Source organism: Candidatus Hydrogenedentota bacterium, assembly GCA_012730045.1.
Classification (GTDB): Bacteria; Hydrogenedentota; Hydrogenedentia; order Hydrogenedentales; family CAITNO01; genus JAAYBR01.
Genome location: JAAYBR010000041.1, coordinates 15088 through 27852 on the forward strand (window position 1 = coordinate 15088; position 12765 = coordinate 27852).

At 69.3% G+C, this 12765-nt stretch carries 9 protein-coding genes; 5 read left to right on the top strand and 4 right to left on the bottom strand.

Going from position 1 to position 12765, the window contains the following annotated elements:
• On the bottom strand, positions 1-1227 hold the full coding sequence (locus GXY15_03900) for a hypothetical protein (protein NLV40355.1): 1227 nt from the start codon (positions 1225-1227) through the stop codon (positions 1-3).
• 271 nt (positions 1228-1498) lie between these two features.
• On the opposite strand from GXY15_03900, the gene GXY15_03905 reads away from it, so the two are divergent.
• The 4 genes from GXY15_03905 to GXY15_03920 all read left to right on the top strand — a co-directional run bounded on the left by GXY15_03905 (position 1499) and on the right by GXY15_03920 (position 5363).
• On the top strand, positions 1499-3067 hold the full coding sequence (locus tag GXY15_03905; protein NLV40356.1) for a hypothetical protein: 1569 nt from the start codon (positions 1499-1501) through the stop codon (positions 3065-3067).
• Positions 3068-3076: 9 nt separating this feature from the next.
• Entirely contained in the window at positions 3077-3568 is a 492-nt protein-coding gene (locus GXY15_03910) for a hypothetical protein (protein NLV40357.1), read from the top strand.
• 72 nt (positions 3569-3640) lie between these two features.
• Positions 3641-4078: a hypothetical protein gene (locus tag GXY15_03915; protein NLV40358.1), complete on the top strand. Its 438-nt coding sequence runs from the start codon at positions 3641-3643 to the stop codon at positions 4076-4078.
• A 1-nt stretch (position 4079) separates the two neighbouring features.
• Positions 4080-5363: a sulfatase-like hydrolase/transferase gene (locus GXY15_03920; GenBank protein NLV40359.1), complete on the top strand. Its 1284-nt coding sequence runs from the start codon at positions 4080-4082 to the stop codon at positions 5361-5363.
• A 66-nt stretch (positions 5364-5429) separates the two neighbouring features.
• Here the strand turns inward: GXY15_03920 and GXY15_03925 are convergent, their stop codons facing one another.
• The 3 genes from GXY15_03925 to GXY15_03935 form a co-directional block, all read right to left on the bottom strand.
• Positions 5430-6899: a glycosyltransferase family 39 protein gene (locus GXY15_03925; GenBank protein NLV40360.1), complete on the bottom strand. Its 1470-nt coding sequence runs from the start codon at positions 6897-6899 to the stop codon at positions 5430-5432.
• Positions 6896-9025 (bottom strand): hypothetical protein, encoded by a 2130-nt coding sequence (locus GXY15_03930; protein ID NLV40361.1) that lies wholly within the window; start codon positions 9023-9025, stop codon positions 6896-6898. The genes GXY15_03925 and GXY15_03930 overlap by 4 nt, the downstream gene beginning before the upstream one ends.
• Before the next feature lie 100 nt (positions 9026-9125).
• A complete protein-coding gene (locus tag GXY15_03935; GenBank protein ID NLV40362.1) occupies positions 9126-9989 on the bottom strand; it encodes a ComEA family DNA-binding protein in 864 nt (287 codons plus the stop codon).
• A gap of 238 nt (positions 9990-10227) precedes the next feature.
• On the opposite strand from GXY15_03935, the gene GXY15_03940 reads away from it, so the two are divergent.
• Entirely contained in the window at positions 10228-12762 is a 2535-nt protein-coding gene (locus GXY15_03940) for a DUF4965 domain-containing protein (protein ID NLV40363.1), read from the top strand.
• The last annotated feature ends 3 nt before the right edge of the window (positions 12763-12765 follow it).

Consider the following 12765-nt stretch of genomic DNA (forward strand, 5'->3'; position numbering starts at 1 on the left):
TCAGAACCGGTAGGTGTACTGCACCGTGAACGTGTTCTCCCGCAGGGAGATTTCCGACCCTTTCCCCAGCACGGAGAAGAGGTCGCCCTTGCCGTTGTCCGTGAGGTGGTTGTTGAAGGCGTGGTGGTACGCGAAGTGCAGTTCGGAGTTCTCCGTGAGGGCGTGCGACACGCCGAAGGTGGCGTGGGTCTTGACCACCGCCGGGAACAGGGCGTTGGCGAACACATGCTCCCCGTCAACGGGCGAGTTGGCGAACGCCGCGCCCGCCCGGAAGGTCCACTTGGGTGTCGCCTCCCAGGTGAGGCCCGTCTTGATGATGTGCTGGTCCTTCCAGCCGAACCCGCCCTGGAGCGGCTCCGCCCCGATTTGTCGCACCCCCGTCCAGTCAATCCATTTGTAGTCCAGCGCCCACTCCAGTTTCGGCGTGAGGTCGAAGGCGACGCCGGCCTGGAGGTTCTGCGGCAGGTCCATGGACTCAAAGAAGAGGTCGTCGTATTTCCCGAAATCCGTCAGCCACTGGCGGGAGGTGTAGGTCGCGCCGACGGCGAAGCGGTCCCAGCGCTTGTTGAACCCCAGCGAGAACCCCGCGCCGTAGGAGGTGTCCCACCCGTTCTCCGCGTCGGCCTGGCGGAATTTCAGCGTCAACATGTCGCTCTTGAACATGGAGAAGTTCAGGTGCGGCGCGGCGCCGACCACCCAGCCGTCGCCCAGGTCGCGGGCATACCCGAACACCATGGTGGCCACGCTGTACTCTGTCCGCCGGTCGTAGTTCTTCAGGAAGAGCCGCGGCAGAATGGCGCGGGAGGTCCGGTACTCCACGCCCATGCCGCTCACGCCGTACAGGCCAATGCCCCAGGCGTCCTCGCCGCTTTCCCCCGGTCCGTTGCTGTATCCGATGGCGGGAATGTAGAAGATGCTGTCATCATACGACTCCCCGGTGAGGTTGCCGAAGAGGCCCGCCGGATCCATGGTCCGGTAGGGCGCGAACACCTCCACGCTCACGTCCAGACGGCGGTCCAGCGACAGCAGCCCCGCCGGGTTCAACAGCACCCAGGTCGAGTCCTTGGCGCTCGCCACCCCCGCTCCGGCGGTGCCCTTCTGCACCGCCCCGATGCCGATGAGCTGGGTGCCGTCCGTGGCGTCGGCAGTCACGCAGGCCCCCAGCAGGGCCAGAGAGAGGGCCAAAACGGCGGGGACGATGCTCTTGCGATGGGGTGCGGTACTCATGAGGGGGGTTCCTTTCCGGCCTTATACCTGCAAATGTTTATCAGCAAACACAAGTATACCCTGAAATGTTCCCGGGATGCCCCTTTTTGTCGGAGGAAGCGGAACCTTTCCCGCCGTTTCGGGCATTATTGCAGAGGGGGGAGCCTGCCCGAAATCGGGCCAAGGTGACCCCGGGGTGTCAAAAACAGTAGAATGGGGCCGGAGATGCGGACAGGCTGAACAGCGGCGCGGTTCCCGGAAGGGGCGCCGCAGAAATGATGGGATGCGGACCATGGCATTACGATACATCGGCTTGACCCTGGCGTTCATCATGACCCTTGCCGCCGGACCGGCGGCGTGGGCGCAGGCGGGGACCGTTGCGGCCGGACCGCCTTCGGCGGCGGTCAAGGCCGACACCGAAATCGAGGGAGAGGGGGAAGGCGAGGGCGAAGGCGAGGTTCCGGTCACCATCACCGAAATCACGCTGTTGAGCCCCACGGGCGACATCGCCACAGCGCCCGGCATTGCCCAGGTGCCGGTGCTTCTCTGCGCGGAAGTCACCCTGGCGGAGGACGCCCCGGCGGGAACCGTGCCCGCGGTGGTGTTTGAATGGAACGGTCAGGAGTTGCCCGCCACGCTTCGGGACGGCCTGTACTGGGCGGAGAGCGTGGCCCCGGCGGGGTTTCAGGGAACCATCACGGCGGCGGCCACGGTGACCGGCGAGGAGACTGAATATCTGTCCGACCCCTATCCCTTCGCCGTGCGGACCGTTGCGGACGACAACGGCAACGGGTATCCCGACGACCCCTTCACCGCCCTGGCCAAGCCGGGCGACACCTGGTATGGCCTGCACACATCGGGCGACTGTGTCCGGGTGGTGGGCATGCTGGAGATGGATTCCGCCGTGCCCGAATGCCGGGTGCTGCTGGCAAACCCCTATGACAGCGCCAACACGGCGTTGGTGTCGGTGCCGGGGGCGCTCATGGGCGCGGCCGGCCGGGGCATTCTGACGGCGGTCCTTGCCTGCAACGAGGACGGCATGTTCGCGCCGGACGCCGCGGGGCCGGACGTGTCCCTGCGTCCCGGCGATTCGCTGGAGGGCGGCGGATTCCTGTTTGCCGGCGTGGTGGTGTCCTCCGATGGCGGGGCGACCTTCGGCGACCCCGACCCCTATTTGGCGGCGCGCAACGCGGTCACCTTTTCCGTGGCGGGCCTGCGCGCCAAGCCGGGGAACATCGCGGCGTGGCATGCCTTTCCCGCCCTGCTGGACAGCGACCCCGCGTCGGGCTTCTTCCTGGCACCCGCCGACGGGGCCTGGGACCGCGCGCCGGTGCTGACGGTGGGGGATGCCGGCGGCGTGTTCAGCGGACGCATGCAGGAGGCGCAACTGGTGGCGCCGTTCCAGACCGGGCTGCCCGCACGCTTGGAGATTCCCGAGGCGGCCGGCGGCTCGGTGCTCTTCGGCCGCGTGCGCCTGGGTGAGACAGGGACGCTGGTGCTGACCCTGCGCAACCCCGGCAGCGCCCCGGTGGCGGGCACCGTCGCGCTGTCGGACCCGGCGGGGGTCTTTGCCGTGCGGGGACCGCTGGCGTACAGTGTGCCCGCAGGCGCCGAGGCCACGATGGAAGTGCAGTTTGTGCCCCCGGCCGAGGAGGACTACCGGGGCGTGCTGACTTTTACGGGAGGGGAAAACACCCCGCTCACGGTCACGCTGCTGGGATCGGGCACCGCCGAGGAGAAGAGAGTCTCCTTCTTCGGGTGCGGCCCCGCGCGCGGGGCGGCGGCCCCGGGCTGGGGCGAACTGCTTGCCCTGGCGATGGTTTTTGCCCTGCTGCTGCGCCCCCGCCGCGTGCCGCGCTAGGGCGGCCCCATGGGAAACGGCATTCTTTTCATCGTGGCGCTGGCGTCGCTCTACACCCTCATCGCCCTGGGATGGCGCTTTCAGTCCCGGCTGCGGCTGAAGGCGCAGTGGGAGGCGGGCCGCGCCGCCCTGGAGCGGGGGGACGTGGAGGCCGCCTCGCGGGCCTACGCGAAATGCGTGGGCATGGAGCCCATGTGGGCCGCGGCGCGGTCCATGCTCGCGGGCTCCCTCGCCCGGCTCGGGCGGGGCGACGAGGCCGAGCGCGAGGCGAGGCTCGTGGCGGAGATGAACCCCCGCGATCCGGAGGGCTGGCGCGCCCTGTGCATGTTCTATGCCCTCTTTCTGCCGGACCGCCTGGACGGCGTCCGCGCCGCCTTTGGGGAGATGCGGCAGCTGGACCCGGAGGCGGCCAACGCCCTTCTGCGGGATCCGGCGATGGCGCGGCTCGCGCCGCATCTGGACAGCGGGCCGCCGCCGTCCGGCGGGGGCGCGCCGGTTTGAAAGGACCGCCCCGCCTGCGGTAGGCTTGAAGGGGTGTGAACGGCCCTATTTCGAGGGGCAGGAGACGGAAGCATGAAGAAAATGACCGGACCGGTCCTGCTGGCCGGATGTCTGCTTTTCCTCGCCGGGTGCAACACCCTGGCGGGCCAGCCAAGGCTGCAGGGAGCCGCGATCACGCCAGACACGCTCAAACCCGGCGAGGGCGCCGTCGTCACCATGGGCATTCGCGACCGCCAGGGCATCATTGACCGGGTGCAGGGCGTGGTGGTCGAGGATCCGCGCATCACCTTCCGCCTGATGGACGACGGGCTGGACCCGGACGCCAAAGCCGGTGACGGCACTTGGAGCATGGGGGTGGACGTGCCCTTCCAGGCCCCGCCCGGGGAGTATTTCCTGGAGATGACGGCCTACACCGACGACGGCGAGCCCGTGACCATCCGCGAGAAGGGCGGCACGCTGAAGCCGCTGCAGGCCGTCGTGCCCCTGCGCATCCTCCCGCCGGAGAAATGACGTGGCCGCCTGGGCGCTGGCGCTTGCGGCGCTCCTGGGCGCGGCCGCCGCGCCTGACCGCCCCAATGTCCTTTTTCTGACAGCGGACACCCTCCGCGCCGACGCCCTCGGGTGCTATGGCGCGGCGCCGTCCCCCACACCCCGGCTGGACCGCCTTTCCGCGGACGCCCTCCTGTTTGAGGACTGCCTGTGCGCCGTGCCCCTCACCGGCCCGTCCTTCGGTGCCATGCTCACCTCCGTGCCGCCGCGCGCCAACGGCGCCACGCACAACGCGCTGCCCGTGTCCCCGGAGTTCCCGACGGTGCCCGAGGCGCTTCAGCGCGCGGGGTATTTCACCGGGTGCGTGCAGAGCACCTGGACGCTCAAGGCGAAAATGGCGGGACTCCACCGGGGTTTCGACCGGTATGACGAGGACTTTCACCGAAAACGCTGGGGAATCGTCAACGCGGAGCGGCCTGCCGACGAGGTGACGGACGCGGCGCTGCGGATGCTGGCGGAGCGCCCCCGGGAACGGCCCTTCTTCCTGTGGGTCCACTACATAGACCCGCACGCGCCCTACCAGCTCCACCGGGGCTTCGCGCCCCCCGGCGCGAATGTGTGGCGGCTGCCGCCGCGCGAGGGCACCCGCGCCCGCTACTGGAGCGAGGCGGCGTTCATGGACCACCACCTGGGCCGCCTGCTTGACGCCCTGCCGCCGGACACGGTGGTGCTCTTCGTCGCCGACCACGGCGAGAGCCTCTACGAGCACGGCCACCTCGGCCACGGCCGGCATGTCTACCAGGACAACCTGCGCGTGCCCCTGATGATCCGCGCGCCCGGCGCGCCGCCGGGCCGGAGTGCCTTCCCCGCCCACGGACTCGACATTGGACCCACCCTGCTCGCCCTGGCCGGACTGCCGAAACTCCCCGGCATGCAGGGGCTCAATCTCCTGGACACAGAGGGGGACGGGGTGGGCCGAGTGCGGTTCGCGGAGACCTACGGCGGCACGGTCACGCGGGTGCCCGGACTCCGGCAGGCCCTCGCCTCCGGCGGGCCGACGCACCAGACCGTCGTGGAGGGGAGCTGGAAGCTCATCCTGCGGCGCGCGCAACTGCCGGAGTTCTACGACCTGGGGAAGGATGCCGCCGAACGCAGCAACCGGTTTCGGGACCATCCCGAGAGGGTCAAGCGAATGACCGACGCACTGGCTGAGTGGACCGCAACGGTCGGCGAGCGGGCCGCCGAGCCCGCCGACCTCACGGCGGACGACCGCGCCGCCCTGGAAGCGTTGGGGTACCTCAAGTGAGAGGAGCGACCGGGGGGGCAGTCGGACGGGTCTGACCAGTCCGACCGGTCAGACGACACCCCGCCCTCACCAGTAGGTGTAGAAGAGCGTCTCCGTCAGCAGGGTTTGTCCGGCGAGGAAGGCCAGGACGGTCCAGAGCGCGGCGGTGCGGCGCTCCCTGCCGCAGATTTCGGCGAGGGCGTGCGCGGCCGGGGCAATGAGGAAGGGGTACAGGTACATGGCCGAACGCTCCCCCTCGCCCCGGGCCAGATAGAGGAAGTTCAATGCCAGCACCGCCAGAACGAGCAGCACCAGCACGGTGCGGGGCGGGAACAGGGCATTCTCCCCCCCGGGTTCCGGCGCGGCGCGCCCCGGGCGGGCGCAATGGCGCAGGAAGAGCAGGGACACGGGAATCCCCGCGAAGTAGAACCAGGTCGCGGGATTGAAGAGGACGCGGAAGGTCCACCCGGGGTAGCGCGGGTCCAGCTCGTCGAGGTGGAACTGGTCGGTGTCAAACTGCGCCTTGGCCGCCTGGAACGCGGCGACATAGTCGAAGCCCGACCACAGGCGCACGGCGACGTGGACCGCGAGGAACGCGCCGAACATGACCGCCGCCGTGCGAAACACCGCGGCCCACCGGTCCCGGCGGAGGAGAAGGGCCAGTCCGCAGAGGGCAAACCACGCGCCGAGGCCCAGCAGCGAGAACTTGAGCAGGGTCGCGCAGGCGAATGCGACGCCCGCGGCCGCCGCCGCGCCGGGGCTCCCGCCGCGGAGGGCCCGTTGAAAAAGAAACAGGGCCGCAAGGGTGAACGGGGTGAACAGGGCGTCGGCGCTGGTGGCGGTGAAGAGCACCACGCCCGGCGTCACGGCGTAGAGGAGGACCGCGACGGCGGCGCTGCGGGGCCCGAACAGCCCGCGCACCCACCCGTACAGGGGGAACACGGCCAGCGACGCCACCGCGACCGTCGCCAGGGACAGGGCAAGGGCGCTGTTGGTAACGACATAAGAGAGCATCCACAGCAGGGCGGCGGGCCCGGGGGGATGCACCTTGCCGTGCATGGAAAGGTAGGGGTGGATGCCCAGATAGCGCCCGAAGAACGCGCGGATCGAGGGGGCCTTCCCGATGTCGCCGACCACCTCGTAGGCCTCGCGCTGGTAGGCCTGCGCGATGCCGTCAAACCCGCGGGTCACCGCGACGGCGCACGCGAAGAGAATCAGGAAGAGGAAGACGCCCGCCAGAAAACGCGCCAGACTCCGGGGGGCAGGCGGGGTCGGCTCCGGACACGCCAGCGTCCCCGCCACCGCACTGCGGCGGAGCGCCCATCCGCCGACAATCAGGCAGACGAGCACGCCCGCCATCCCCGCCGCGCCCGGAAACACCGGCGCGAAGAGCGCGTAGAAAGGGGTGGGGTGGCCGTAGATGCTTTCGACGCCGACCTCCCAGAGCAGCAGCATGCCCGCGAACCAGAGCGCGAGCGTTCCCGCGGCGCCGGCCGCCAGACGGCGCGCGGCGGGGGACAGGAACGGCTCTCTGGTGTGCGCGGGGTTCGGCGTCATTTTTCCGGGTAAACGACCTCCGCCGTCTTCGCGTCGAAGTCCACACGGACCACGACGCCGTTGCTGAACGTGGTCTCCTGCTTCCGCCGCGTGTCGTCCAGGAAACGGTGGTCCGTCATTTCGGCGAAGGCGCAGGCCTCCTGCAGGGCGCAGGCCTCCTTCACCGTCGCGACGTCGGCGGCGTCCGCCCCCGGCCACACATAGGGCATGCCCGCGTTCAGCAGGCAGTGGACGCGGCCCGCGTCGCCTTTCGGAATGCCCCAGCCGCCGTCCTCTCCCATTTCCCAGGGCGTCATCAGGCTGTCATGGTAGACCAGGTTGAACAGCGGCACGGGGATGGCGCACGCTTCGCCGCCGCCGATGTGGGGATAGGTGGCGTAGGGGCCGTGGTGCACCAGGTGCAGGGTGGCCGCGAAGTAGTCCGTGGGCTCTTCCGAGCTGACCACATACCCGCGCGCCTTAAGCACGTCGAAGCACTGCCGCCGATAGAGCGCGCTCTCGGCGCGGGTGGTGGGGTGCGCCTTCCGCGCGCTCTCCTCCGGCGGCACCACGGAGAACACGTCGAGGTACGCGCCGCGCACCGGGATGCCGTTGTCCACGAACCAGTCGTGGTTGCGGCGGACATAGCCCGGCGCGAAGCGCGGGTTGAGGAAGGTCTGCGGCCCGCCGCACCAGACGCTGTGCTCGTCGCGCTTTCCGTTCAGGTGCGTCAGCGTGAGGCGCTCGTCGAAGGACGCCGCGTTGAGGTAGAAGTCGCGGTACTGGTCGTGGACGGCGAAGAAGTAGCCCATCTCCGCGCACTTCACGGCGAGGGCGCGCAGGCCCTCCGCGCCGCCCTGCTCCGCGCCGGCGGGGATGACGTCCGGATGCCCGTCGTCATAGCCGTAGAACCCCCAGCCGTCCAGGTGCACATAAGCGCTGTCAATCCCGGCGGCCTTCAGCCGCTCCACGTCGGCCCGCAGCTTGTCGAAGGTGTTCAGATTGTGGTTGTCCTCCGGGGTCTCCTTGTTGTACATGGAGGCCTGGGGCACAAAATGGTACAGGGCGCCGAGGTGGACCACCGGCCGCCCGATGACCTCGGCAAGCGCCGGGGAGGCCGCACTTTTCTCCCGCAGGGAGACGAAGTCGCCCCGCTCGACCACATGCCGGCGGTAACGCTTTGCCAGGGTGACGTGGGTGGCGTTCTGGCTGAAGACATAGCGGACGGTCCGCAGGTAGGCCATGCGGCCCAGGCTGGCCTGCCACGCCACCCCCGCGCGGGTGGGCCCGCCCTCCGGGTGGACGTAGTAGCCCGCCGCGTCAAACGGCGTCTCGATGATCGCCTGCGCGCCGTGGCCGTTCCGGAGGTGCCCCCACCACGGCATGTAGTGGGTGCGCGAGTTGACGGTCTCCAGCGACTGGATGTGCTGGGGCCAGTCCCCGGGCAGGAGCATGCCCTGCATCCGGGGGATGACCGCCACCTCGCCGGGCGTTTTGTCGGTGAGCAGCGGCTTGGGCCAGCGGATTTCCTTCAGCACCGCGTCCGTGTCCTCCGCCGCCAGGTCAAACACGACCTCCGGCCCCTCGCAGTGCGCCGACACATGCAGTGCGAAACCCGGGGCCTTCTCGAAGTCCGAGAAGGACACCACCATGCCCGCAGACCAGCCCGTGAAGAGGCGCTCCGCCCGCACCGAGCGCGCGTCCCTCAGGCGCAGGTTTCCGGCCTCCATCTGGATGTCCAGGTCGTCGCTCTCCGCAAAGGTCCAGGTCTGCCCGCCGGCGGCGACCTCCATGGCCAGCGTGTCGCGCCGCCAGGTGAACGTCAGATCCTCCGTGGCGACCCGCCAGTGCTCCGGCGTCTCCTCGAAGGTTCCCCCGGCGATGACCGGCTTGTCCTGGCTGTGCGCCAGGAGCCACGCGCGCGTTTCGTCAAAGGCCGTGTAGAGCGCCGCGAAGGACTCCGCGCTGTCCGCCCCGGCAGTCAGCCGCTCCCGGAGCGCCGCGAGGCGCGCCGTCTTCTCCGCCGCCGCCCCCTCCTCCACGACGACCGCCTCCAGACGGTCCGCATAGGACGACACGGTGGCCACCCGGGCGTCCCATTCTCCGGCGGAAAGCGACAGCATCACACACATCACGGCTGCAAACATGGCGGTTCTCCTTGTGGGGTTCCCAGGGGGCGCGGCGCGCCCGCTTCGCATACAGAATAGGCGGCCCGCTCGCGATTCGCAAGATTTGCGTTCCGTCCGGCTACTCCACCGTCACCAGGGGGCGCATGGCCTCCAGCCGCTTCGGGCCGATCCCCGGCACCTGCTCCACGTCCTCCACTGTGCGGAACGGGTTCGCCTCGCGGTACGCGATGATGTTCCCCGCGTACACCGGACCGATCCCCGGCAGCGTCTCCAGCTCCGCCTGCGTCGCCGTGTTGAGGTTGATCAGCCCCTTTTGCGCGCCCCCCGGCGCCGCGGACGCCGCGGGCACGGTCGCGGGCGGGGACGCGGGCGCGGCGGACGGCGTGGGGACCGGGGCACCCTGCTGCGGAGCGACCAGGTAGGCCGATGGATTCTCCGCCAGCCGGTATCCTGAATTGCGCAGGACCATGCGGTCTCCGTCGGAGACACGTTCCACCACCACCGGCACGGTGAGCGTGGTGCCGTCCACCAGCCGCGCGGCAAGGTTCAGCCCCGACACATCGCCCTCCGGCGTCGTGCCCCCGGCCCGCATGATGAGGTCCGCCACCCGGCTGTCCACCGGAAGCCGCTGAAGACCGGCACTGCGCACGCCGCCCCGAACGGCCACGGCAATTTCGGGAGGCGCCGGAGACGCCACGGGGGCGGGGGGCGGCATGGCGACCATGCCCGGCGCGGGAAGGTCCGCCCCGGCGGGCGGCGTGGGGGGAGGTTCCGGACGCTTCGTGTCGGCGGGCGGACCTGCAGCCGGAGCGGCCGTCTCCACCCGCTGCTCCCCGGCATGCCGGCCATGCCAGAAAAGCGCCCCGGCGCCCGCCACCAGGGCAAACAGCACCCCCACCAGCAGCAGCTGCTCCTTCGTGGTGAGCAGCCGGTTCGGAGAAAAGAGCATGACCTGTTCCCCCACCCTGTCACAGTCCCTCATGCCGCTGGACCTCCCTTTGGCGGCGGCACAGGCGCATTATGAATCGGCCGGCCGGCCGTGTTCAAGCGTTTCGTTCCCTTGTCCCGTGAGAGGGGCTCAGTCCGGTTCGATACCGACAAGCACAAGGGGAACCGCCGGAACGCCGCGTCCCTGTCCGGCGATCCATCGAGTAACGGGGGATTTCCCGGAACGGAGCGTGTAAAATGTCCTCGTACGGAACCACCCCAGGAGGCCGACCATGAACATCCGAGTCCTTTTCCTCGCCGCCCTGCTGTCCGGACTGGCCGCCGCAGTGGACCCCCTCCCCTTCCGGCCGCCCGCCGTGCCGCTGGTGCCGGTGGACCCCTATTTCAGCATCTGGTCCCCGGCGGACCGGCTGAACGACGCGGACACGGTGCACTGGACCGGGAAGCCCCACCCCCTGGTCAGCGTCGTGACCGTGGACGGCGTGCCGTTCACCCTCATGGGGAAGCCCACGGACGCCGCGCCCGCCCTGCCGCAGACCGGCCTCACTATCAATCCCTGCTTCGTGAGCTACCATTTCGAGGGCGCGGGCATCGGCATCCGCCTGAGCTTCCTCACGCCGCTGGTGCCGGAAAATCTGATGCTCCTGTCTCGCCCGGTCACCTACCTGATCTGGCACGCGCACGCGGTGGACTGCCAGGCCCACGAGGTCAGTGTCCGGCTGGAGTGCGGCGCGGAGATCGCCGTAAACGCGCCGGCCACGGAGCGGGTGGCCGCCGGACGGGAGGACTTTGGCGGCGTAGCCGCCGTGAAGGTGGGGTCGGTAGACCAGCCGGTGCTGGGGATGAAGGGGGACGATGTCCGGATCAACTGGGGACACCTGTATCTCGCCGCCGACGCCTCGCAAAACGTCAAGCTGGACATCCTTGCGGAAAAGCCGGACACCGGGGAGGGCCTGCGGGCCGACACGACCCGCCTGACCGCAGACCTGACCCTCGGAACGGTAAGCAGCAATGAGTGGCCTATTGGCTGGGTCATGCTCGCCTATGACGACGTGGACTCGGTCCAGTTCTTCCACGAAAACCTGAAGGCCTACTGGAAGAAGGACGGGGACGACATCGGGGCGCTGCTGCGGAAGTCCGCGGCCGAATACGCCGCCTTGTGCGAGCGCTGCGGCTGGTTCGACAACGAGTTCATGAACGACCTCCACAAGGCGGGCGGACCCAAGTACGCCCTGCTGGGCGCGCTGGCCTACCGGCAGTCTCTCGCGGCGAGCAAGGTGGTCGCCGACGCCAACGGCCAGCCTCTGTTCTTCTGCAAGGAGAACACGAGCAACGGGTGCATGGGCACCGTGGATGTCTTCTACCCGCAGGCGCCGCTGCCCCTGCTCTTCAGCCCCTCCCTCGCCCGCGCCATGCTGATCCCCGTGCTGGAGTACTCCAGCTCGCCGCGCTGGACCTGGCCGAACGCGCCGCACGACGTGGGCGCCTGGCCCCTGGGCAACGGGCAGGTCTACGGCGGCGGCGCCAGCGACGGCGGCATGCCCGTGGAGGAAACGGGGAACATGCTCCTGCTGGTGGCGGCGGTGGCGCAGGGGGAGGGCGACGCCGGCTTCGCCATGAAATACTGGCCCACCCTCCTGAAATGGGCGGAGTATCTGAAGGCCAAGGGCTTCGACCCGGAGAACCAGCTCTGCACCGACGATTTCGCGGGGCACCTCGCCCGGAACGCCAACCTGTCGGTGAAATCCATCTGCGCGCTGGGCGCGTTCGGGAAGCTGGCCGCCCTCAAGGGCGATGCCGCCCTCGGCGCGGAGTACACGGCCCTCGCGAAACAGTACGCCCTGGAGTGGATGAAGGTTGCCGACGACGGGGACCACTACCGCCTGGCCTTCGACCAGCCCGGCACCTGGAGCACGAAATACAACCTCGTCTGGGACCGCATCCTGGAGATGGACCTGTTCCCGCTGGAGGTGGCCGCGAAGGAGATGGCCTTCTACCGCCGGAATCTGGACACCTACGGCCTGCCCCTCGACGGGCGCGCCCACACGGCCCCCGGCGACCGACAGGCCCTCTGGAGCAAGACGGACTGGGCCTTCTGGGCCGCCTGCCTCACGGAGAACCGGGAGGACTTTGACGCGATCACGGCGCCCGCCTATGCGTTCTTCGACGCGGCGGAGCAGCGCGTGGGCCTGACGGACCTCTATTTCACCGACAAGCCGGACACGGCGCGCATGCACTCGCGCCCCGTCATCGGCGGCGTCTTTCTGAAAATGCTCTATGACAAGGAGGTCTGGAAGAAGTGGGCCGGCCGCGACCGGACCCGCGCCAACGGCCCCTGGGCCCCCTTGCCGCCGCCCCCGGTGGTGACCACGGTGGTGGCCCCGGAACAGACGGTCTGGCGGTACACCACGGAGAAGCCCGCCGACGGCTGGAACAAGCCCGCCTTCAAGGACGGGAAATGGAAGAAGGCGAAGGGCGGCTTCGGCACGGCGGGCACGCCGGGCATCCGCGTGCAAACCGAGTGGAACACCCCTGACATCTGGCTGCGCGGGGAGATCACCGTCCCCAAGGGCGACTATGAAAACCTGCAGCTCAGCCTCTTCCACGACGAGGAGGCGGAGGTCTACATTGACGGCGTGCGCTCGGTGCGGGTGAAGGGATACAGTGTCGAGTACGAGCCGACCTCCCTCTCCGGCCCCGTCACCCTCGGCCCGGGAAAGCACTTCTTCGCCGTGCACTGCCGCAACACCACCGGCGGGCAGGGCATAGACCTCGGCATCGTGGATGTGAAAAAGCCGGGCCGCTGATCC

Excerpts from the sequence above, each read along its gene's own strand:
- GXY15_03930 (NLV40361.1), bottom strand. The coding sequence starts at position 9,025 with ATGTTTGCAGCCGTGATGTGTGTGATGCTGTCGCTTTCCGCCGGAGAA.
- GXY15_03905 (NLV40356.1), top strand. The coding sequence starts at position 1,499 with ATGGCATTACGATACATCGGCTTGACCCTGGCGTTCATCATGACCCTT.
- GXY15_03925 (NLV40360.1), bottom strand. The coding sequence starts at position 6,899 with ATGACGCCGAACCCCGCGCACACCAGAGAGCCGTTCCTGTCCCCCGCC.
- GXY15_03910 (NLV40357.1), top strand. The coding sequence starts at position 3,077 with ATGGGAAACGGCATTCTTTTCATCGTGGCGCTGGCGTCGCTCTACACC.
- GXY15_03940 (NLV40363.1), top strand. The coding sequence starts at position 10,228 with ATGAACATCCGAGTCCTTTTCCTCGCCGCCCTGCTGTCCGGACTGGCC.
- GXY15_03915 (NLV40358.1), top strand. The coding sequence starts at position 3,641 with ATGAAGAAAATGACCGGACCGGTCCTGCTGGCCGGATGTCTGCTTTTC.
- GXY15_03935 (NLV40362.1), bottom strand. The coding sequence starts at position 9,989 with ATGAGGGACTGTGACAGGGTGGGGGAACAGGTCATGCTCTTTTCTCCG.
- GXY15_03900 (NLV40355.1), bottom strand. The coding sequence starts at position 1,227 with ATGAGTACCGCACCCCATCGCAAGAGCATCGTCCCCGCCGTTTTGGCC.